Here is a 23420-nt window from a genome sequence, read left to right as displayed (position 1 = left end):
TCTCCTAATGTATTGATAGATAGCTATTAATATTTAGTGTACTATTTTCACTCGAAAGACAAGTTTACCTAGCGAAGGAAAAATGCGACACTCCTGGGGAAGAGCAGCTTCCGAAGACCCCACAGGGAACGTTCTTTGTGACCGAGGAGGCTAAGGTGCTGCCCCCGGAAAGGGAGTGTTTTTCCGTAGCGCTGAATTAACCACTCATCTTAAATAGAATGCAAGGAAGTTACGATATAGTTAATGCGTACTTTATATAAAAAACGTCTTAGTGGAACTTGAAGAATTTTATAATTTTCGTAATATTTCTCTTCCATAATTTTGAAATAAATGATACGATTTCTAGAGATAAATGCGAAGTCATCGTGCTCAGACATTTATACATTACATAAAAGAAGGTTTCAGAAATGAAAATTATAAAAAGGTTTTATTGGATCTTACCGCTACTATTAATAGTAGGAAATATCTCACTATTATTCTTTCAAAACTTAACTGAAGTAACGGAACCACCAGCAGAAAATTGGAGTAGAGATCTAACTATTGGAGAAACAAATATCAATAATTATCCATTAATATCATTAAATAATGAGGGAAACGTTGAACTGATTGAGATTGCAAAAGATTCCTTAAGACAAAAAACCTATAATGAATCTTTTGAAGTAATCGAGGAAAAACAACTTGCCGACATACCAGTAAACAAATGGACTCAAATATTTATGCAAGAGGACACCTTACTTTACTTTGATTATCATCATATTTACGATGCAAGTTCCAAAAAAATCGTTACTGATGTTGATAAGTTCTATCCTTTAGACAACAGTCTCTTATACTTAATTGATAATCAACTGTTCTATTTAGATCCAATTACAACAGAATCCAGCTTAATTACTACGCTTGAAAATAAATTTGACAAATTAGTTCCTATTTCAACGGAACAAGGGATAAAAATCCTTACTTACTATCGTGAAAACGAAGAATTATTAGTTTCTGTCTATAATATCATTGATTTTGAAGCGGAAAGAACCTATCAAGAGAGCTTTACGGTGCCTTTTAATGAGGAAATACGTGAGATCGCTTTTGCTTATGATGACGATAAATTTTCCTTTCTCTTTAATACAGAAATAAAAGCAACTAATGCGAATCAACCAATTCATACAACTTACCTATATGAATCATCTAAGGCAACCCTTGAGAAAATCACCTTAAACGACCCAAAAGGAATGGGAGAATTAGAAGGAATTAATGATATGTCGGTTACGTACGAGGATCAGAAATTAAAATTACTTTTTTCTGCTACTGGAAGAACAAACACAAAATACCGTGAAGCATTTGCTTTTAATATTTATGAAGCAATTCTAAGTAATGAGAACTTTGATATATATCGAAGAAGTAATACCGCATATCTATCAGCCAAACCACAATGGGTTAGTCCTAATATAATTAGCTGGATTGAAATAGATAGTGAAGCTAATCCAATTTCAATTTCATCTAATGAATCTGCACTTATCAATAAAACACAGGGTGTTAACGCGAATGACTTGATTAGTGGTTTGGGTAAAACAATTGGTATGCTGTCAGTATCATTTTTAGCAACGCTGCTAGCTACGATGTGGGTTATTGGACCAATTTTTATATTGGTAATCTTATACATTACTAAAAGAAGTCTTTTAGATCGTGACTTAAATTGGGTATTCCATCTAGGGCTAGTCTCTTATGTTATTAGCTTTCTGTTGTTTAAAGATTCTTTTTTCATTGACAATATTTATACTTATGCACCAGACTATCTTACCTTTACTGGTAGTAGCTATGTATATTTATTCGTTTTTGGTGCCATTGCTTACTTTTGTTCAAAACAAGCTGCCAAACAAAATGATTGGGGTATTTTTATTAAGCTCTTTTATTTAATAGCCATTCACATCTTACTGTTATCTGTATTTTTTGGACCTTATTTCATGTAGAATATTACTTTATTAATTCAACTCACTTATAAAAGAGGATGGTAGTCAATGGTATCCATTGACTACCATCCTCTTTAGGTTTAAATTCTATGAAAAATTCTTTAATCACTTTTCTGAAAAATAAAACTGCAACAATTTGATCCATTTACTATACAAGAAGTAGCAGATACTTTACATTCACTATCCAAAATATCTGAAAACAAATCAACTTCTTGGTTACAAACTTCTTTGTAACGGTATGCGATTCTTAAAATGGGACAATTAAATTGTCTTAACTCAAAAGAACCGTCCTCATTTTCTCGAAGTTCTGTCATATACCCTTTCTCTTCTTGAATATCTACGAGCTTTTTTATCTTTTCATCAAAGTTTCTACTATTCGATAGAGCACTTTTATAATTAAGCTTTTCTTTATCAGATCGATTCGCTAATAATTCATAAACAAATGGTTTACCTTTAAGATCTTCTATTTCTAAAAGGAGATCTTCAGAAAACTGCTGATAATGAGAAGGGAAAATCGCATGACCTTTTTCGGTTAACGCATACAGATAATAAGGTCTACCTAATGTTTGTTTTTCAACAATAGATTTAATAAACCCTTCACGTTCCAATGTATGAATATGTCTTCGTAAGGCTATATCGGATATATTAAAATATTCTCCTAATTGTGCTATCGTCATCTGTTTTTCTTTTTTTAATCTTAACAAGACTATATCCTTTACAGAATTCTTACCGGCCATACAAATACCCCCTCTCCACTAAATATGTATAATTTTATTTAGAAAACGCAGTTGCAACTCCGGTTTCATTATCTAGGTATTCTCTAATACGTTGACAGAACATTTCGAGTGAATATTGATTTCTATGCACAGTCTCTAAAATTAAGTCATGGTTTATATTCAAATAATCATTAATTAACATTTTTCTCAATTTAACTATTTCTTTATAGCTATCAGATTCTGTTTGTGGTAAAACTTGCTCGTCAACAAGAATATCAATGATATCTTCAAAACTTCCTGGATCACGCATGATGAATCCATCAATCATCATATTACCTACATCTAACATCGATTCAATTGTCATATGTACAATGCGTTCCAAACTTAATTTTTCCAAAAACGAATCAAAAGTATGATTTTCTAACACCTGAAATAAACCTTCCATATATAATAACGTTTTTTCTATTTTGTTTCGATCTACAAAGTACACGGGCAATGCCTCCTGATTCTTAACTGTTGCTTTTATCATATCACATAAAATAAACATACTTAAGTAAGTAATTACTATTTAAATGATAATTACTGTATCCATTCTTTGATTTGATTATAATCATATTTGTATAATTGATGTCTATGTGTAGAAGAAGAAGTTGTTGTTATTTGAGAAAAGATGTAAAAAACACTCAGATTTTTCAAATGTTGAAGATTTGAGAAATGCGTAATTCATTATAATTACAAACTTTAAGACAAGAGTACCGTTAGTGAAACAAAACTATCACTGAACATCACCTACTTATCCCATAAATGGGCTCATCACATTTTGGAGACATAATAAGCTGAAAGAGGAAAACAATAGTTAAACGAGTAGAAAGCTACCCTGTAGGGTAACTTCCTTATTTATCCATACGCTTAATCACAAAATATGCGCATCCAAAATTACAGTATTCGTATAAATAATCATCTAATGTGCTAATTTTACTGTCAAAAGAAGCTTTTGGATTCTGATCATCGTAAAAACCTTTTAAGCGCAATTGATCATAACCCCAGTCACCAACAATAAAATCATATTTATTTAAAATATCGCTATAACGTTCATCAATTTTCTCTTTATCAAAGCCATCTTTGTGATTCACAATAATTTCATAATTACTACCCTGTAATTCAACCATACTCTATCCACTCCTTAAACTGTATATAGTTTACCATTTTTCTTAAAGATTATAAAGAATGGTTAAAATTATCTCGCATGGTTTAAATAAATAAACCTACACTAACGAATGGGGAGAATTATATTTGATCAGGAGGATTATAAATGATCATAAGAAAAATGGTTTATTCATCTTTATTAACAGTTGTTTTATTGATGACTGGCTGTACATCTAATGATGAAGCGAGCGATATTTTAGACAGATCTATTGATGGTAATAATAATGAGTTCGATCAATTTGATGCTCCTGGTAACCAAGATGATGAACTGTCATCACAACTTGGTTATGTACACTATACAGGTGATGAATTTGAAGAGGACATAGAATCAGACCATTTTATTACAATTGACCGTAATCGCATGGCAGACACGATAACTAGATTAGTCTTACGTAATGACGAATTTGAAGATGTAGCAACGCTCGTTACAGATGAAGAAGTTTTGATCGCGTATGAAAAACCTGAAGACATGGATAGGGAACTAGCTGCGACCATTGTTAAAAAAACAGGGTTATCGATTTTACCACGTTTCTTCGATGTGTATGTATCAGATCAACCAGTATCTTTCAGAGATATTCAAAGCTTAAAAAATTCAACCACATTAGAAGATGATTATGAAAATACTCTAGAAAGTATCATTAAAGAGATGGAAAACACCCCTCAAGGTGTCGACTTGGATGATGATATGGATGATGATATGCAATAGTTTTAGATGCCCTACCCAACATGGGTAGGGTGCTTTTTCCATTTATCATTATCAAAAATTTGTACACACTAATTAATAGACAAACATTATCGGGAGGTGAATACATGAATTTTAAGCTTATTCGTACTTCTCTTATTACATTTGTTCTATGCTTCCATTTATTACCTCAGTTTATATTTGCTGAAGATAATACAGAAGACAAAGAAGATGTACAAAAGATGGCTTTATATAAAAAGACGGAAGCTATCACACATATTCCATGGTATTACTTAGCTGCAATTGACCAATTTGAAAAAAACACACAAAAGGAGACTGCTTCAGAACAACTAATTTCTATCAAGATTCCTGATGAAAAATGGTATGGAATAGGAAACTCTATCCATAATAATTCGATTGTTTGGATTTCACTATTTAGTGGCTTCGGTCAAGATGGTGATGGAGACAACCTAGCTGATCCTACAAATGATGAAGATATTTTATATTCTATGGCGCATTTCATTGAAAAATTTGGTAATACTAAGAAAGATGTGAAAATTGCTTTATGGAATTACTATCAAAGAGACCTTAATGTGCAAACGATTATGAATATTGCTAAAGTATTTCATAAATTTGATACAATAACATTAGAGGCAAATGATTTTCCAATTCCATTACAACATAATTACTCCTACAAAAATACTTGGGGCGATGCGAGAGGTTTTGGTGGTAGAAGAATTCATGAAGGAACAGACATCTTCGCAAACTATGGAGTACCAGTAAAATCCACCACCTATGGTGTTGTTGAACTTAAAGGGTGGAATAGATATGGTGGTTGGCGTATCGGTATTAGAGATATTTATAATAGGTATCATTATTATGCCCATATGAATGGATATCAAGAAGGGATTGAAGTTGGAGATATTGTAGAGCCTGGCGATGTTGTTGGTTCAGTTGGATCTACCGGATATGGTCCTCCTGGGACATCTGGTAAATTCCCGCCACACCTCCATTACGGCATGTATAAAGATGATGGTTATAGCGAATGGTCATTTGACCCGTACCCATATTTAAGAAAATGGGAAAATCAAGCTAGGAATCGTTAGAACAAATGATATTCTTGAGTAATGCTGCATCCGAATGTAGCTTAATGAAATATACAGGTGAAAAAGCACACAAAAAACCCTTACCAGCGCGGTAAGGGTTTTTTGTGTGCTTTTTTGATTAATTTTACTTAGAAGCTTTAACTGCGTAAGTAATACTGGCAATTAATCCTCCCCATATAATTACGATTCCAATAATACCCATAGTAATAGCGCCACCTGATAACATTATTGCGCCACCTCCTTATCTTTGGATTTATTCAGACTCATTAGTATTTTTTGGCCACTTTTTAATTGTAATAAGAGCTCCTGCGAACATAGCTCCAATCGCAACAACCCATCCGTAATTAAACAAGAATTCATACGGATAATCTTCATAATACCTTGATACTTCTGTTTTCAAGTTTTGTAACATCATATACCCTAAAACTACAGGCGTTATAAAACCGAGACAAACTCTCCACCATAATCCTAGCTTAATATCAGATACACTGTCAGCATGAGCCTGTAAATCTTTTAATGATTTAGCAAACCAAGCTATAGCTACTACCTCAAATAGACCGGCTAATGCAACACCATAATTGTTAATAAAATAATCGACAGTGTCTAATAAATAAAGACCGCCCTGATTCGCAAAGAATAGCGATACAATTGCAGCTAAGCCTCCACCAATAGCAACTGCTTTACCACGAGAAATATTAAACTTCTCCTGAAGTCCTGCTATATATGTTTCCGAAATAGAAATCATTGATGACAACCCAGCTAACACTAGTGAAGCAAAGAATAGGAATCCAAATAACCCAGATGCAGGCATTTGACTAATGATTTCAGGAAATACCATAAACGCAAGCCCTACACCATCATCTACTACTTCTGAAACTGCTTGATCTGTCTGCGATGCCATAAAACCAATTGCAGCGAATACACCGATACCTGCTAATAACTCAAAAGATGAATTTGCAAAACCAGTAATAAATGCATTATTTGTAATATCAGATTTTTTTGGTAAGTATGATGAATAAGTAATCATAATGGCAAATGCAATCGATAAACTAAAGAAAATTTGACCATATGCAGCCACCCATACCGAACCATCCATGATACGAGACCAATCTGGTTCAAAAAAAGTATTTAACCCTTCTAATGCTCCTGGTAATGTAACCGCACGAATTACTATAATGATGAAAATAACAACAAGTGCTGGAATAAAAATCTTATTGGCAACCTCAATTCCTCTTTTAACCCCACGTCCAAGAAAAAAGAACACCATTGCCCAAACAGCTAATAACGGGAAAAGTACTTTTGGAACCATGTCACCAAATGTACCAGGAGTTTCTGCTAATTGTAGATAGTCCCCTACAAAAAAGCTAGTTGCGTCATCTCCCCACTGCGTTCCGAATGAAAAATAAGAATACATAATTGCCCAAGCGATTATAATCGGATAATAAGTAGAAATAATAAATGATATAGCAACTTGCCACCAACCAATCCATTCCATTCCTTTACTAACCTTGCTATATGATCTTGGAGCAGATCCACGATACTTATGACCAATTGTATACTCCATGATCAATAACGGAATACCTGCGGTTAGTAGTGCGAACAAGTATGGTAAGAAAAAAGCGCCACCTCCATTTTCATACGCTGTTGCTGGAAATCGCCAAATGTTTCCTAAACCAATTGCAGACCCCATTGCTGCTAAAAGGAAACCAAGACGTGTTCCCCATTGTGAACGGTTTTCCATTTTACCTCTCCTCTCAAATTTGAAACGTGTATTAAACCCTATTCATAACTTCAATTAGGAATGTTTCAAATCTTTATTTTTTTCTGATATTTTAGATTATAGCTAGACGACTAACCCATGTCAAAGGAAGAATAAGGAATTATAACAAATATGTCGAAAAATCAACTAATTTGTTAGATTTTATAACAATAAAATGATAACTCCTTCAAATTTTGAAGGAGTTTTTAATAATCCTAAGTCTTACTTATTGATTTAAGTGTCAATCCAACCATTAACACGATTGCGATTGTGATGAATAACGATAAAACAACCATTCCTGTAATACCTAGGAGTAAGTATCCAATTGCGGATACAAAAGCACTAATTAACGCATATGGAAGTTGTGTAATAACATGATCAATGTGATTTGCTCCTGCTCCAGTCGATGACAAAATAGATGTATCAGATATAGGAGAACAATGATCACCAAAAACTGACCCCGCAAGTACTGCAGCTAATGCAGGTAACAGTAGGTTGATATCAGTTACTGCAGCAATTTCACCGGCAATTGGCAACATAATTCCAAAAGTGCCCCAAGAAGTTCCAGTAGATAAAGCCATGAAGCTTGCAACAAGAAACAATATACATGGGATAAATGCTGGATCAATGTCTGCTCGTTCAAAAAGGTCTGCTAAATAAAGACCTGTTCCCAGACTTTCAATGATTGAACCAATCATCCAGGCTAAAATTAAAATATAAATTGCAGGCATCATCGCTTTTATACCTTCAGAGAAAATTGCAACAGATGGCGCTTTAGGCTGCGACTGTATACCGTGTAAAAGGAATGCTACTAGAACAGCAGATAAACCTCCCAGAAATAAAGATAAGTTTACATCTGTATTCTCAAATATAGCAAGGATGTTTGACTGTCCTCCTGCATTTATTAGGCCTGTGAATATCATAGCCAATACTGTTCCAGTTATAAGTGTTCCTATTGGAATGACTAAGTGATATATTTTACCCTTTCTATGTGAATGAAGAGCATCTTTTAAATCTCCAGGTATATTCCCTTTTACTTTATCAAATAATTCCCCAGTAACTTTTGCTTTATCTTCGTGTTTTCTCATAGGACCAATATTTAAATCAAATATGGCAACTAAAAAAACTAATACTATTGCGGCAAAAGCATACAAGTTTAATGGAATCATCTTTACGAAAGCTTCTAAAGGTTGAAACTCAACGACATTATTTGTAGCAAGAATTCCTCCAATTGTTCCAATTATGTAAGCACCCCAACTTGATATTGGAGAAATTACTGTAATTGGTGCAGACGTGGAATCAATAAAATATGCTAATTTAGCTCGTGAAACTTGTTGACGATCAGTTACAGGGCGAGCTACTTGCCCAACAGCAAGACTATTAAAATAATCATCAATAAATATGATTAAACCTAGGAAGGCTGGTAATAACTGAGCTCCTCTTCGCGTTTTCACTTTATTTATTGCCCATTCTCCGAAAGCTCTACTTCCCCCAGATGCTGTCATAAATGCTGTTGTTATCCCAAGCAATAACAAAAAAGCAAATAAATATAGATTGCCTAAATTTAATCCATCACCACTTATAAAGATATGGACAAAGACAGTTATTATTTCATTAATAGCCAAAATGAAATTGAATCCATGAAGCAAAATGGCACCGATTAATACACCAATTCCAAGTGATAATAGTACTTTCCTTGTAAGTAAAACAAGAACGAGCATTAGTATCGCAGGAAGTAATGAGATTGCTTTACCTTCTACGTCTAAAAAGATATTGTTTATTGGGTTATTAACTCCCATCATTAAAGTAAACCCATCATTAAATGAAAAGAAAGAACTTATCATTCGTAAACCTCCATATTATTGATAAAAATTGAAAAGATACATTTATATACCTATCATGTGCACATTTGTTATAATTCATCACAGTATGCCTATTAGTGCCTAGACTCTGGTTATGCTTGTAATACATGATTTCTTAGTAACAGTAAGACAGTTATAAAGGGTAAAGCTAACGATATACAGATACTTGTTGTCTCCAATTCTTTAACACACAAAAAAAACAACAATAGAAATAACTATTGCTGCCGTGGTGATATCTTCTCACCATTAAAATAGTGAGCTTCCCAAGTAAAAGTAAACTTTTTCAAAAATGATTAAACAGATATATATAAAAACGTGTTATCCTCCATCTAAGATCATTAGCTCTTCAAGTACGTAAACACATCTCCAGTATGAAGTATACCAGCCTTAGTACTTACTCTGTTAGACTTTGGCAAATGACACACTAATGATTACTTTTCCTATTGGCTACTTTGGTCTCTTATGCACCTCTACCGCACCGATTGGATAAGGCTTCTTTTCAATTTTCCCTAAAAAATTATACCAAGCATAGTACTCTATTGCAAGGGGATTGATATATCTGAATTCTCTTCTCCAGTATTGTTATAATACTGTGGAACATCCCCTTGATAACCTCCACTACCAATTTGAATTTCCTGTTCGATTCGAGCGGGTTCTGACGCAAATGGAATAATTGTAAGAATTTCTGCCTCTATATGAACAACAGATTCTATATGAACATTATTAATTTTTATACCAGTAACTTTTGTTTCGACTTCGGTATTAACATATCCCATAGCCTCTAACTTAACTGGTATCTTTGGCCCTAAATTTGCTAATAAAGGAATCCCCAATACTTGACCCATAGGAATTTCAACTATATTCGTATTCTCCTTAATACTCTCAATATTTGTTTCTTGTTCACCTTCCAAATTAACATCTAATGGTGCATTAGATTCAGGAACGTTTCCCTTTTCTAATTCCCTTAGGAAATTTTCAACGCGGTTTTGGATATTATGTTGAAGACGGTTTTGCACGGATGCATTTATCTCATAGCCTACAACTTCACCATTTTCACCATAAGTAAATTTAATTAGACTTTCTTCTTGTAAGTCTTCATTTAACTTCTTATTAACAGCAATACTCATTGCTAAATTCACGTATTGTTCGTTTCTTTGTTGAGCTATTTCTAGTAGAGTTGGTTTTATTCCTTCGTTAACAATTAGAATACTTACCACCGTTGAAATCAGGAAGAATATAAACGTGACCATAATAATATGTTTTGCCGGAGGCGGCGTAATATGTTTTTTATACTTTGGTCGTCTTCTCATGAAAAAACCCCCTCAAAAAACAATATGCTTTGTAAGGGGGTGTTAGAATTTTTTTTTATATTTTATCTGCAACACTTAAATCACAATTCACAATCATCACATTAAGGACTACTGCAAGGTCAATATCATACGGCGCAACATCTTCATCAAATTCTTTTAAAATTCTAATAACCGGTCGTTCAAATAGATTCTTATTTTGTTTTACAACGATACCCACTCTTCCATCACTTAACTCGACGGTAATACCATTTGGGTAGACGGCAATTGTTTTTCGAAAGGCTTCGACCATTTCACGATCAAACAATGAGTCTGCTCCAGAATATAATATTTCTAACCCTTCATGTGGTAACATGGCATCTCGATACACACGGTTGCTTGTCACTGCATCAAATACATCAGATACTGCTAATAATTTACCAAATGTATGAATTTCATTTCCAATTAACCCTCTTGGATAGCCTGAGCCATCTAAACGTTCATGATGCTGATATGCACAATGTGCGACAAGTAAAGGTACAGCAGAGGATTTTCTTAAGAAATTAAAACCTTCCTCTGAATGTGTTTTGATAATATCAAATTCGTGATTAGTCAGTCTATTTCTTTTATTCAAAATAGGTTCAGGTATAAAGACCTTTCCAACATCATGCAACATGGATCCTAAACCAATTTGTTCAATCTTTTTAGCAGGTAATTTTAATTCTGTCGCTAAAGCTAAAGCGTAAATAGTAACATTAATGGAATGATTAAAAATATAATCATCACTTATAAGGATGTCAGATAAGATAGATATTACTTCATCCTGATTTTTCACTTCACTTACAATACTACTTACCATATCTGCCATTCTGTTACTTGTTTTTTCAAATAAGTATGGGTTTTTATTCGTCCCTTGTTTTTGAATGTCAGCAAAGGATGTTTTTACCATTTGTATAGCTTCGATTCTCAATTCTTCAGGTATTGGAGGTTTTATCATTATATCTTCAGTAAAGGCGTCTTTGATATAAGCATAAGTAACTCCTAAATGCTGAAGGCGTTTAAGCATTCTTTTGGTAAGTTTAGTATCTCTTTGAATTAGAGCTTGCCCATTATCATTGTAGATTGTTTTAGCAAGTTCTGAACCTTCTCGAATTGTTTTTGTAGCTACAAGTCTCATATTGTTCTCCTAACTAATATGATATCATTCGACACCTTATATAAATATTACCAAAAAAAAAGCGATTTAGCTACAAAATACTACAATTTCCTCATTTTATCTTTTAATGCAAAATCAACCAGACACTATACTCAGAGGTGAACAGGGTGTTGTGATATGAAAATGAAAAGTAGGATATAGCATTTTTCTACACTTAACTTATCTTTAATCTTATTCATTCTCAGGAATGCTAATAGTTATCCGTACAAAGAAAGTGAACTAATCTTCAAAAAGATTAGTTCACTTTCTCAGAATTACTTTGAAATCTTCAGGAGTGCTTCCTTAGCATTCAATCCTTCGTACCAACCCTTATTCTCCGCTTCCAATGTTACTTTATCTAGAGGAGCTTCGAGGAGCTGGTCAATTGTTTTCACTCCTGTTGCACGAGCCGCCACAATTTTTCTGTCAGCCAATTTATTATTTAGTAATTCTACGTCCAAAGCGCCACACATAATGTAGCCAATTTCATTTGATATAACTAATAAATTTGTCTTTGGTAGTTCTACCCGCACTGCCGTAAAAGGATAGTTCTCAATGATTAAAGGTTTTACTGAAATCATCCTATATGCACTCCCTTCTCCTTTCAATATATGGAGAAGGAAGGCGGATGTGCACTATTGATTAACTTTTTTTAATGCATCCACCAATAAATCACGTAAAAATTCAGGCATGTAGAAATGCTTGGATTTAGACCTTGCCACTTCTGGTAATAAGTTTCCAAATGTAAACATATCAGCAGTTGCTACTTTATATTTTTTATTCATATTCAAGGTTTGACCATTTTTAGTAACTTTATTTACATGGAAATCTTTTGCAACGCTTGGAGATAAGTCAATTTCTAATCCTGCAAATACCATTCTTCCAATCACTTTTCCTCTGAAACCAAACCCTTTCAACTCAAATTCCATTAAAGCATTCGTGTATGCAGCACGAATAACTTCAAGAAGTTCGTTACCTTTGAGCTCGACCACACATACATTGATTGGATGTGGACATATTCGATGTACATCACCATAGCTAACAGGTCCCGCCTTTAAAGACTCTAAAATTAATCCTGCATTTAAAAATGCACAATCCGCACCTGTCCAATCTTGTACTGTCTTTACAAGCTTTGTCATAAGTTCAGTTTCCTTAAACCAATCCGCTTCTAACGGATTTTTCAACATTACAATCGAACGATTAAGTAACATATTAGCTTGTTGTTTATATAATTTCAACTCAGCTTCTGCTTGTTGATCTTTATCTAAGTGATCGATGTTTGTTGCATAACCTTCCTTTTTAGTCAATTTAGCTGTCTCGTGATCCCAAGTCAAAATGACCTCCCCGACATAATTTCCATGTTTCCCAACAGCTGTTAAAAGTGTATTGTTAATATACTCACCATCTCGAAACAAATGATGCGTATGACCACCGACGATTACATCAATTTCGGGATATCTTCTCGCAATTTCTTCATCATCATTAATGCCAAGATGAGAAAGAAGTACAATCATATCTGTTTCCAGTGCAAGTTGTTTTATATATTTATCCAATGTCTCAAGTGGTGGGTCAATATGCCATCCTAACAAGTGATAAAAAGCATTAAAAGGTGCGGTTAGACCGATAACACCGATTTTAATCCCACTAGCTGTTTCTAATTTATGTGTAGTTTTAAGCCATGAGGGATTATTTCCATCTATACTGTTTAAATTGGCACAAACCAGTTGAAAATTCGCATTATCATATAAATGAAATAATGAGTCATGGTCGAGTGTAATACCTTCATTATTTCCAATTGTTGCAACATCATATCCCGCATCACTTAATAACTCTACATTTGCTTTACCAAGCATAGCTTCAGCTATTGGATCAAATCGATCTACATGATCACCATTATCAAGTAAGTAAAAAGCTTGTTTTTCGCGTTTTCTATGTATTTTTTTTTCATTAAAATACTTGATGATTTTTGGCCAGTTTTCAAAATGACTATGAAGATCACTTGTGTAATAAAAAAAGATTTTTTCCTCCATAAAATTACCCCTTTATTAACCAATCCCTTGCCAAATTAGACGAATTCCAATAATTATTAATAAAACTCTTAAAAAAAGCTCAACAGTACTACTTTTCATCCGTTGATTTACTTTTGCTCCAACAATCCCTCCGAACCAAGCTCCAGGTATAAACATCCATACATACTCCCAATTGACATGCCCTAAAAAAATATGGCTTAACGAACTGGATATACTTAGAAAGACAATCATAAACATAGATGTTGCTGTAGCAATATGAGCAGGAAATCGAAAAAGTAGAATCATGGCTGGAACCATCAACGAACCGCCACCGATTCCAAATAATCCGGATAACACTCCAACAAAAAAGGCAACAACAACAGCAATTATTTTAGAATAAGAATACCTGTGTAACTCATTATTTATTTTAACTGATCTTTCTGCGACCCATATTCCCGTATGATTTTCTTGACTCGGATTTCGTTTCTTTAAAAAAAATACTGCAAACATTGCTAACATTAAAAAACCAAAGTACAAAGAGAATTGTTCGGTATTTATAAACTTATTTAAGTATGAACCTAATACACCACCCGGTATACTTGCCAATACGAAAATAAATCCACTCTTATAATCAATTCTATTCTCTTTATAATAGGATATACTTGAAGATAATGCAGTAAATATCATAACAATTAAAGAAATACTTACAACATTTTGTGAAGTTGCCCAATTAAAGCTATCGAATAATTCATGTAAGACTAATAATGTTGGTACGAGTATTACTCCACCACCTAAGCCCGCAATACTTCCTACAAAAGCAGCTAAAAACCCAATAATAATACTTGTAATTAAAAACAAGTTACCACAACCATCCAATTGTTTTATCCATTTATTTTAACATTTAATAATTAATGTAGAAACATTATTGTTAATACTCATGTTCTATTAAACGAAAATAAAAGGATCCGATACACCGGATCCTTTTATTATTTAATTTATATTGTTGTTTATTCTATATGATGTTTATTATTACAAATAAACTTTGTGATAATTAACCAATAGAACCTTCCATTTCGAACTTGATTAAGCGGTTCATCTCTACTGCATACTCCATTGGAAGCTCTTTGGTGAATGGTTCGATGAAGCCCATTACAATCATTTCTGTTGCTTCTTGTTCTGAAATACCACGACTCATTAGATAGAATAGTTGCTCTTCAGATACTTTAGATACTTTCGCCTCATGCTCCAATGAGATATTTTCATTAAATATTTCATTGTAAGGAATCGTATCAGAAGTTGATTTATTATCCATAATTAGGGTATCACATTCAATATTAGAACGTGCACCGTCTGCTTTACGTCCAAAATGAACAACTCCACGGTAGGTTACTTTACCACCATGTTTTGAAATTGACTTCGAAACAATTGTGGAAGATGTGTTTGGTGCAAGGTGATGCATTTTTGCCCCAGCATCTTGGTGTTGACCTTTCCCAGCTAGTGCTATGGATAAAGTCATACCACGTGAACCTTGACCTTTTAAGATAACAGCAGGATACTTCATTGTTAATTTAGAACCAATATTACCATCAATCCATTCCATCGTCGCGTTTTCGTCACAAATGGCACGCTTTGTTACTAAGTTGTAAACATTACCCGCCCAGTTCTGGATAGTAGTGTAACGGCAATATGCATCTTTCTTAACAAATATTTCAACAACGGCACTGTGTAATGAATTAGTAGTGAAAGTTGGTGCTGTACAACCTTCAACATAGTGTACAGAAGCTCCTTCATCAACAATAATCAGTGTACGTTCAAATTGACCCATATTCTCAGAGTTAATACGGAAGTATGCTTGTAGTGGTGTCTCACACTTCACTCCCTTTGGTACATAAATAAATGATCCACCAGACCAAACGGCTGAGTTTAATGCAGAGAATTTGTTATCTGCAGATGGAATCACTTTTCCAAAGTACTCTTTAAATAAATCTTCATTTTCTCTTAGCGCTGTATCAGTGTCTTTAAAAACAATACCCAAATCTTGTAGGTCTTGTTTCAAATTGTGATATACCACTTCGGATTCATACTGAGCAGAAACACCTGCTAAATACTTTTGTTCTGCTTCTGGAATACCCAATTTATCAAACGTATTTTTAATTTCTTCAGGTACTTCATCCCATGAACGTTCAGTTTTTTCAGATGGTTTTACATAGTAAGTGATTTCATCAAAATTCAACTCTGCAAGGTCTCCACCCCATTGTGGCATTGGTTTTTTATAAAATTGCTCCAATGCTTTAAGGCGGTAATCAAGCATCCATTTTGGTTCTTCTTTCATGTTAGAGATTTCTTCAACGACTTTTTTAGTCAGTCCTTTTTCAGTTCGAAAAATAGAAATATCTTTATCGTGAAAACCATATTTATAATCTTCAACTTCAGGCGCTTTTTTCGCCATATTTAAAACCTCCTATTTAGGTTTATAAATCTTATCGATTTCGTACAGTATATTTTTAAGAAAAGCAAAATTACTTCTCTTGTTCGTCTATTCCCTTTTCCATTGCTTTCCACGCAAGCGTTGCACACTTTATTCTTGCTGGAAATTTTGCAACTCCTTGTAATGCCTCGATATCACCTAAATCTATATCTTCTAATTCAGATTCTTCACCCATCATCATTTCAGAGAAATATTTAGACATTTTTAATGCATTTTCAACAGATTGCCCTTTGATTGCTTGAGTCATCATGGAAGCTGAAGAAAGACTAATCGAACATCCTTCACCTTCAAATTTGGCGTCTTCAACTTTACCATCTTCTACTTGCAAGTGAATTTGGATTCGGTCTCCACACGTAGGGTTATTCATGTCGATAGTTAACGAACCTTCATCTAATGAACCCCTATTTCGTGGGTTTTTATAATGATCCATAATCACCTGTCTATATAACGTATCTAGGTTATTAAAAGACATCACCAAAGTACTCCTTTGTTTTAATTAGTCCAGCTACTAATCGATCAACATCTTCTTCTGTATTATACAGATAAAAACTAGCGCGCGCTGTCGCAGTAACATCTAACCACCTCATAAGAGGTTGTGCACAATGATGACCTGCACGAACAGCAATACCTTCAGCATCTAATACTGTTGCTGTATCATGTGGATGAACATCATCCAAATTAAATGTAATTAAACCTGCGCGTTTTTCGGGACCAAAGATTTTTATTCCATCTATGGTACGAAGTTGCTGTAGTGCATAACTAACCAGTTTTGATTCATGCTCTTCTATTTCTTCTAAACCAACTTCTGTTAAGAAGTCAATCGCTGCACCCAATCCAATTGCACCAGCAATGATTGGGGTACCTCCTTCGAATTTCCAAGGGAGTTCTTTCCATGTTGAATCATATAAGTTTACGAAATCAATCATTTCTCCACCAAATTCAACTGGTTCCATTTCTTCTAGAAGATGTCTTTTACCATACAATACCCCGATACCAGTAGGACCACACATTTTGTGACCAGAAAAAGCATAAAAATCACAGTCTAAGTCCTGTACATCCACACGCATGTGCGGGACACCTTGCGCACCATCAACAAGCATAACCGCACCGTGCTTATGTGCAATAGAAGCAACATCTTTAACCGGATTAATGGTTCCTAGTACATTAGATACATGCATCATAGCTACAATTTTCGTTTTATCCGTTATTGTTGCTCTTACATCTTCTAAAGAAATTGTCCCATCATCTTGTAATGGTATATATTTAAGTGTAGCACCTGTTGCTTTAGCTGTTTGCTGCCAAGGAATGATATTACTGTGATGTTCCATCGGTGTAATAACAATTTCATCACCTTCGCTCAGATTACTACGCCCATAACTATAAGCTACGGTATTTATCGCTGTAGTAGTACCTCTAGAGAAAATAATTTGCTTTTCACTTTCAGCATTTATAAATCCTCTTACCTTTTCACGAGCACCTTCATATTTGTCTGTTGCCCTTGTTCCTAACGTATGCACACCACGGTGTACATTAGAGTTATCTAATCTATAATAATCATCCAGAGCCTTTATTACTGACAATGGCTTTTGGGACGTTGCGGATGAATCAAGATAGACTAAGGGGCTACCATTTACTTCTTGGTCTAAGATTGGGAACAAACTTCGAATGGCTTTTACATCCATTAATATACTTTCCCCTCAATAACCTGTGTTAACTGCTCTCTAACAGCTTTAATTGGTATTTCTTTTACAACTGGTGCTAAGAATCCATGAATAATTAACCGCTCTGCTTCGGTTTTAGATATTCCTCGGCTCATTAAATAATACATTTGAATTGGATCTACACGACCAACTGATGCTGCGTGACCTGCTGTAACATCATCCTCATCAATTAAAAGGATTGGATTAGCATCTCCTCTTGCATCTTTACTTAACATTAAGACACGAGATTCTTGTTCAGCATTTGATTTTGAAGCACCATGCTCAATTTTACCAATACCATTAAAGACAGAACTAGCACTTTCTTTCATTACACCATGTTGAAGAATATACCCTTCTGATGCTAAACCAAAATGAACAATTTTAGCTGTGAAGTTTTGTATTTGGTGCCCACGTCCAACTGTAACAGTCTTTGCATGCGACGTCGAATCATCACCAATCAAATGCGTAATATTCTCTGACGCTGTATGACCATCATTCATTTGACCTAGTGCCCAATCTATCGTAGCATTTCGATACGCTACACCACGACGGTTTACATAAACTGTTGTACCTTTAGCAAAGTTATCTACTGCTCCATAAGAAATAGAAGCATTATCATGTGCGATTACTTCCGTAACAATGTTTGCAACAGCTTGTTGATCCTGATTATGAGAAATATAATTCTCTACATAAGTTAAAGAACTGTTTTCCTCTGCAACAACAATTACATGATTAAAGGTAGCAACCTCATTGTCTTCTTGCCAAAAAATGGACTGAAGCGGTTCTTCAATGACAACACCTTTTGGTACATAAACAAAAACGCCACCATTCATTAGTGCAGTGTGCAATGCTGATAGACGATTTTCATCTATTGCTACAGCATCCTTCATATAATAACGTTGAACTAAATCGCTATGTTCATGTAACGCAGTTGTTATATCAGTTAGAATAACACCTTTTTTTTCTAATTCTGATGATAAAGATTTGTATGCAATTGATTGATTTCGTTGAATCACCAAGTTTTTATCGTGATTTTCCATATCAATAAACACTTTTATATCATCAGGTAACTCGTCTAAAGACTTAATAACTTGCCCTTCAGCTTTATGCTTAAATTGACTGAAATTCCATTTTGTTATATTTGTTTTATCCGGTGTAGGCATTGGTAAGCTATCCGCTAATTCCAATGCTTGTAGTCGCAATGACTTCATCCATTCCGGTTCATTTCTTTCATCTGAAAACTTGCTAACATAATCTTTTTCGTATGGTAGCTTTGTATCCACAGTCATACAAATCCCTCCTAACTGTTACGCTTTTTGCCCTACAGTTTCTTCTTCGATTCCTAATTCTTGCTTGATCCAATCATAACCTTCTGCCTCTAAACGTTGCGCAAGTTCTGGTCCACCAGATTTAACTACACGGCCTTGCATCATTACGTGAACATAATCTGGTGTAATGTAATCCAACAAACGTTGATAGTGCGTAATCATTAAACAACCAAAAGATTCACTGCGTAGCTTGTTAATTCCTTTTGATACTACTTTTAATGCATCTATATCTAACCCCGAATCAATTTCATCCAATATTCCAATTGCAGGCTTAATCATCATTAATTGAAGAATTTCATTACGCTTTTTCTCTCCACCTGAAAAGCCCTCATTCAAATAACGTTGTGCCATGTTTTTATCCATATCCAAGTAATCCATAGCTGCATCCATTTCTTTAATAAATTTCATCAAAGAAATTTCATCGCCTTCTTCACGATGTGCATTGATTGAAGAACGAAGGAAATCAGAAGTGGTTACCCCACTTATTTCACTCGGATATTGCATTGCTAGAAATAATCCAGCTTGCGCACGCTCATCTACTTCCATCTCTAGTACGTCTTCACCATCTAATAAAACACTACCTTTTGTCACTTCATATTTAGGGTGACCCATTATTGCAGAAGCAAGTGTTGATTTCCCCGTACCATTTGGTCCCATAACCGCGTGGAATTCTCCACCTTTTATCGTAAGGTTAACACCTTTTAAAATTTCTTGATCTTCAATAGCAACATGAAGATCTTTAATTTCTAATATTGATCCAGCCATTCTGATACCTCCAAAGCAAATTTATTTATCTTATTGTGATATGGAACTATACCCATTCTCAATTTATTCTCATTACAATCTTATACTATTTCGAATCTATAATCAACAAATTCACTATCCATTTGACACCTTTTTAAACATAAACATTAAAAAAGTACTTCCATGTAAATTTAATGCTTCAACCTAGTTTTTTCTATATATATATAAATTATTTCACCTTAAGTATTTTACTCCATTTCCATGATAATATAAAAACCCTTGCACTTGGCAAGGGTTTTATTTAAGGTTACTACCTGTGTACGAGTTTTTCAACTTCATTTACAACTTTTTGACTTTCTTTATGACTAATTTCTCTTTCTTTCTCAATTTTTAGTCGTTCATTAAGCTTTCTGCTATATTCTGCATAGCCTACTCCATGATTTTTTAGCATCGCTTTTTCCATATCGGAAGTATAGTTTAGATTTAAACTATCAGTAATAATGAATCCACCCTTTCTTTATTTACAAATTCAAGTTTACCATCAATGAATAATATCTTACAAAATTCATTTAGGTCTGTTAGAAAGGATGAATCTTTCTTAGAAGTCACCTGGAATATTTAATAGCTACACCTTCAAAATTCATCGTATTTGTTCCGTTTTTGTAAGTTTTTCTTACAAAAAGTATATATTTTAGTTAGATTCACTTACCGGTACTACTTCACCATTATAAGTTTCAATAATGTAATTTTGAATCTCTTCAGATTGAAGAACTTCAACAAGTTTTAAAAGTGATTCATTATTTTCATCTTCAGCACGAGCTGCGATAATGTTAGGATATGGCGAATCTTCTCCTTCTACAAATAGAGAATCCTCTGCAATCGATAATCCTGCTTCAATTGCATAGTTAGTATTAATCGCAACTAAAGCGTCCTCTTCTTTATCATAAGCTTCTGGAAGAAATGCTGCATCAAAATCAGGAGAAAAAGTTAGGTTCAATGGATTTTCTACAATATCATTTACAGTAGCATCCACTTTCTCTACATCAGCGTCTAATGTAATTAATCCTTGAGATTCAAATAAAGCAAGAATTCTTCCGTGATCTGCCACAGAACGACTAATAATAACTTCTGTTCCTTCTGGAATATCATCAACACTTGTTATATTTTGAGAATATACTGCCATAGGCTCAACATGGATACTACCTAAATTAACAAAATCATATCCTTTTTCTTCTACTTCTGAATTAAAATATGGAATGTGTTGAAAGTAGTTTGCATCAATTCTTCCATCTGATAAATCTTGGTTAGGTAAGATATAATCTTGGTATTCTTCAACTACTAATTCAATACCTTCTTCTGCTAATAGTGGCTTCGCTTGTTCTAACACCTCTGCGTGTGGAACACTAGTTGCACCTACTTTAATTTCAACAGGTTCTTCTGTTTCTTCTGTACCTTCTGTCTCAGCTGTATTTTCTCCAGCATTTTCACTTGCAGTATCGTTTTCCTCATCATTAGTTCCGCAAGCTGTAATAACTAAAATAAATAGTGCAGCTAACAATACATTTAATATTTTTTTCATTTTCTATACTCCCCTTTTTCTTTTTTTTATATTTAACTCGTCAATTAAGACAAAGTATAAAACAATTATCTTTTATCTAGTTTGTTCGTAATGGTATCTCCAATAAATTGAAAAATAAACACAATAATTACTATTAAAACGGTACAAACAAAAACTACATCCGAAGCGCGCCGTTGAAAACCATAATAATATGCAAAGTCACCCAAACCACCAGCACCTATTACACCTGCAACAGCAGTATAACCAATTAAGGCTATTGCAGTAACTGTTATCCCAGAAACAAGCGCCGGCATTGATTCTGGGATAAGAACTCGTAATACTATCGTACTCGTCTTAGCACCCATTGCCTTTGCTGCTTCAATAACACCTTTATCAACTTCCCGTAAAGCAATTTCAACTAGCCGTCCATAGAACGGTGCAGAACCAATAATTAATGCCGGTAAAGCTGCATTGGATCCTCTTATTGTTCCAATTAAAAAATCGGTAAATGGGAACAGAAGTAAAATTAATATAATAAAAGGAATTGCCCGAAATATATTGACTGTGGAAGCTATAATCAAATTCAACACTTTATTTTCCCAAATTCCACCGCGAGAAGTTAAATATAGTAATAACCCTAATAAAATACCTAGAATAAATGTCCCTATTAAAGCAATGATTGTCATATAAAATGTTTCTAAAGTTGCTTGCCATAATTCACTGATTACTACATTCGGAAATAGTTCAATTAGCATGGTGAACCACCTCCACTTCTACAGGTGCAGATTTTATATACGCTAAAGCACTCTCTTTTTCGTCACTCACACCGTCGATATGAACAATTAGCGAGCCATAAGCACCCTTTTGTGTTTGTGTGATTTTCCCCTGTAAAATATTAATATCGACATCAAACTGTTTCGCAACTTGACTGATTAACGCTTGACTTGTTGTTTCACCAACAAAATGCAATTTAATAATATCACCATTCTTATAACCAGTTGTTAACCATTCAAGTGAATCTTCCTGATTGTTATCTCCCATTACTTGTTCTACAAACTTTTTAGTTACAGGCATGATAGGGTGAGAAAAAACATCTAATACGTCTCCTTGTTCAACCACTTTCCCAGCCTCCATCACCGCAACACGATGACAAATCTTCCTAATAACATGCATTTCGTGTGTAATTAAGATAATAGTTAAGCCCAATTTTTCATTAATATCGATAAGTAATTTTAATATAGAATCTGTTGTCTCCGGGTCTAGTGCTGAGGTAGCTTCATCACATAACAATACTTTTGGATCATTTGCAAGTGCTCTCGCAATACCAACACGTTGTTTTTGACCTCCACTTAACTCAGATGGGTAAGCATCTTCCCTTCCTGAAAGTCCAACTAACCCTATTAATTCATCTACTCGTGCCATACGCTCTTGTTTTGAAATACCTGCAATTTCAAGCGGAAAAGCAATATTTTCCCTAACAGTTCTAGACCACAATAGGTTGAAGTGTTGGAAGATCATCCCTATATTTTGTCTGGAAAGACGCAACTTATTTTTACTTAGCGATGTAATGTCTTCCCCATCTATCACTACTTGTCCACTTGTAGGATTTTCTAAGCGATTGATTAATCGAATAAACGTACTTTTTCCTGCTCCACTATAACCAATTACGCCAAATATCTCACCTTTTTCAATTTCTAAACTAAGGTCATCTACAGCACTAATTAAATTCGACTTAGTATGAAACAACTTGGATAGGCTATTTATTTTTATCACTATATATCCCTCCTACCATCTTTAGTATTTGTCTATAAGAATAATAGTTA

General features: G+C 34.2%; 23 protein-coding genes. 3 read left to right on the top strand and 20 right to left on the bottom strand.

Going from position 1 to position 23420, the window contains the following annotated elements:
- Positions 1-407 precede the first annotated feature (407 nt).
- Positions 408-1958, top strand: a complete 1551-nt coding sequence (locus tag QQS35_RS05720; protein WP_285930952.1) for an MFS transporter — start codon at positions 408-410, stop codon at positions 1956-1958.
- A 101-nt stretch (positions 1959-2059) separates the two neighbouring features.
- On the opposite strand, the gene QQS35_RS05715 is transcribed toward QQS35_RS05720, so the two are convergent.
- From QQS35_RS05715 to QQS35_RS05705, 3 genes are all read right to left on the bottom strand, one after another.
- The gene (locus tag QQS35_RS05715) at positions 2060-2695 is read right to left on the bottom strand and encodes a helix-turn-helix transcriptional regulator (protein ID WP_285930951.1); all 636 of its coding nucleotides are present in this window, start codon (positions 2693-2695) and stop codon (positions 2060-2062) included.
- A 34-nt stretch (positions 2696-2729) separates the two neighbouring features.
- A complete protein-coding gene (locus tag QQS35_RS05710; protein WP_285930950.1) occupies positions 2730-3164 on the bottom strand; it encodes a DUF86 domain-containing protein in 435 nt (144 codons plus the stop codon).
- A 403-nt stretch (positions 3165-3567) separates the two neighbouring features.
- Positions 3568-3843 (bottom strand): YutD family protein, encoded by a 276-nt coding sequence (locus QQS35_RS05705; protein WP_285930949.1) that lies wholly within the window; start codon positions 3841-3843, stop codon positions 3568-3570.
- A gap of 143 nt (positions 3844-3986) precedes the next feature.
- Between QQS35_RS05705 and QQS35_RS05700 the strand changes: the two genes are divergently transcribed.
- Both QQS35_RS05700 and QQS35_RS05695 read left to right on the top strand, forming a co-directional pair.
- Positions 3987-4586 (top strand): YhcN/YlaJ family sporulation lipoprotein, encoded by a 600-nt coding sequence (locus tag QQS35_RS05700; protein WP_285930948.1) that lies wholly within the window; start codon positions 3987-3989, stop codon positions 4584-4586.
- Between the two features lie 104 nt (positions 4587-4690).
- Complete coding sequence (locus QQS35_RS05695) at positions 4691-5668, top strand: M23 family metallopeptidase (RefSeq protein WP_285930947.1); 978 nt, start codon at positions 4691-4693, stop codon at positions 5666-5668.
- A 124-nt stretch (positions 5669-5792) separates the two neighbouring features.
- Here QQS35_RS05695 and QQS35_RS05690 read toward each other — a convergent pair whose 3' ends face one another.
- From QQS35_RS05690 to QQS35_RS05610, 17 genes are all read right to left on the bottom strand, one after another.
- Positions 5793-5894, bottom strand: a complete 102-nt coding sequence (locus QQS35_RS05690) for a MetS family NSS transporter small subunit (RefSeq protein WP_285930946.1) — start codon at positions 5892-5894, stop codon at positions 5793-5795.
- A gap of 27 nt (positions 5895-5921) precedes the next feature.
- Entirely contained in the window at positions 5922-7409 is a 1488-nt protein-coding gene (locus QQS35_RS05685) for a sodium-dependent transporter (RefSeq protein ID WP_285930945.1), read from the bottom strand.
- A 233-nt stretch (positions 7410-7642) separates the two neighbouring features.
- Positions 7643-9226, bottom strand: a complete 1584-nt coding sequence (locus QQS35_RS05680) for a Na+/H+ antiporter NhaC family protein (RefSeq protein WP_285930953.1) — start codon at positions 9224-9226, stop codon at positions 7643-7645.
- Positions 9227-9825: 599 nt separating this feature from the next.
- Entirely contained in the window at positions 9826-10599 is a 774-nt protein-coding gene (gene yunB, locus QQS35_RS05675) for a sporulation protein YunB (RefSeq protein WP_285930944.1), read from the bottom strand.
- Positions 10600-10654: 55 nt separating this feature from the next.
- Positions 10655-11752: an HD-GYP domain-containing protein gene (locus QQS35_RS05670; RefSeq protein ID WP_285930943.1), complete on the bottom strand. Its 1098-nt coding sequence runs from the start codon at positions 11750-11752 to the stop codon at positions 10655-10657.
- Positions 11753-12045: 293 nt separating this feature from the next.
- Positions 12046-12351: a YunC family protein gene (locus tag QQS35_RS05665; RefSeq protein WP_285930942.1), complete on the bottom strand. Its 306-nt coding sequence runs from the start codon at positions 12349-12351 to the stop codon at positions 12046-12048.
- Positions 12352-12405: 54 nt separating this feature from the next.
- Positions 12406-13800 carry a bifunctional metallophosphatase/5'-nucleotidase gene (locus QQS35_RS05660; RefSeq protein ID WP_285930941.1) on the bottom strand — a complete coding sequence of 465 codons (1395 nt, stop codon included), beginning with the start codon at positions 13798-13800 and terminating at the stop codon, positions 12406-12408.
- Positions 13801-13815: 15 nt separating this feature from the next.
- Positions 13816-14637 carry a sulfite exporter TauE/SafE family protein gene (locus tag QQS35_RS05655; RefSeq protein ID WP_285930940.1) on the bottom strand — a complete coding sequence of 274 codons (822 nt, stop codon included), beginning with the start codon at positions 14635-14637 and terminating at the stop codon, positions 13816-13818.
- Between the two features lie 193 nt (positions 14638-14830).
- A complete protein-coding gene (gene sufB / locus QQS35_RS05650; protein WP_285930938.1) occupies positions 14831-16228 on the bottom strand; it encodes a Fe-S cluster assembly protein SufB in 1398 nt (465 codons plus the stop codon).
- Between the two features lie 70 nt (positions 16229-16298).
- A complete protein-coding gene (gene sufU / locus QQS35_RS05645; RefSeq protein ID WP_285930937.1) occupies positions 16299-16739 on the bottom strand; it encodes a Fe-S cluster assembly sulfur transfer protein SufU in 441 nt (146 codons plus the stop codon).
- Positions 16729-17949 carry a cysteine desulfurase gene (locus QQS35_RS05640; RefSeq protein WP_285930936.1) on the bottom strand — a complete coding sequence of 407 codons (1221 nt, stop codon included), beginning with the start codon at positions 17947-17949 and terminating at the stop codon, positions 16729-16731. Before QQS35_RS05640 ends, sufU begins: the two co-directional genes overlap by 11 nt.
- Positions 17949-19256 (bottom strand): Fe-S cluster assembly protein SufD, encoded by a 1308-nt coding sequence (gene sufD, locus QQS35_RS05635; RefSeq protein WP_285930935.1) that lies wholly within the window; start codon positions 19254-19256, stop codon positions 17949-17951. Before sufD ends, QQS35_RS05640 begins: the two co-directional genes overlap by 1 nt.
- An 18-nt stretch (positions 19257-19274) precedes the next feature.
- Positions 19275-20060, bottom strand: a complete 786-nt coding sequence (sufC, locus tag QQS35_RS05630; protein ID WP_285930934.1) for a Fe-S cluster assembly ATPase SufC — start codon at positions 20058-20060, stop codon at positions 19275-19277.
- A 289-nt stretch (positions 20061-20349) separates the two neighbouring features.
- Positions 20350-20490 (bottom strand): hypothetical protein, encoded by a 141-nt coding sequence (locus QQS35_RS05625; RefSeq protein ID WP_285930932.1) that lies wholly within the window; start codon positions 20488-20490, stop codon positions 20350-20352.
- A gap of 240 nt (positions 20491-20730) precedes the next feature.
- Positions 20731-21618, bottom strand: coding sequence for a MetQ/NlpA family ABC transporter substrate-binding protein (locus QQS35_RS05620; protein ID WP_285930929.1), 888 nt, complete (start codon positions 21616-21618; stop codon positions 20731-20733).
- A 65-nt stretch (positions 21619-21683) separates the two neighbouring features.
- Positions 21684-22352 carry a methionine ABC transporter permease gene (locus tag QQS35_RS05615; RefSeq protein ID WP_285930927.1) on the bottom strand — a complete coding sequence of 223 codons (669 nt, stop codon included), beginning with the start codon at positions 22350-22352 and terminating at the stop codon, positions 21684-21686.
- Positions 22342-23370: a methionine ABC transporter ATP-binding protein gene (locus QQS35_RS05610; RefSeq protein WP_285930926.1), complete on the bottom strand. Its 1029-nt coding sequence runs from the start codon at positions 23368-23370 to the stop codon at positions 22342-22344. Before QQS35_RS05610 ends, QQS35_RS05615 begins: the two co-directional genes overlap by 11 nt.
- Positions 23371-23420 lie beyond the last annotated feature (50 nt).

The organism is Aquibacillus rhizosphaerae, from assembly GCF_030282825.1.
GTDB lineage: Bacteria > Bacillota > Bacilli > Bacillales > Amphibacillaceae > Aquibacillus_C > Aquibacillus_C rhizosphaerae.
The sequence above is the reverse complement of the archived record's forward strand: the minus strand, read 5'-3'. Positions and strand labels throughout refer to the sequence as shown.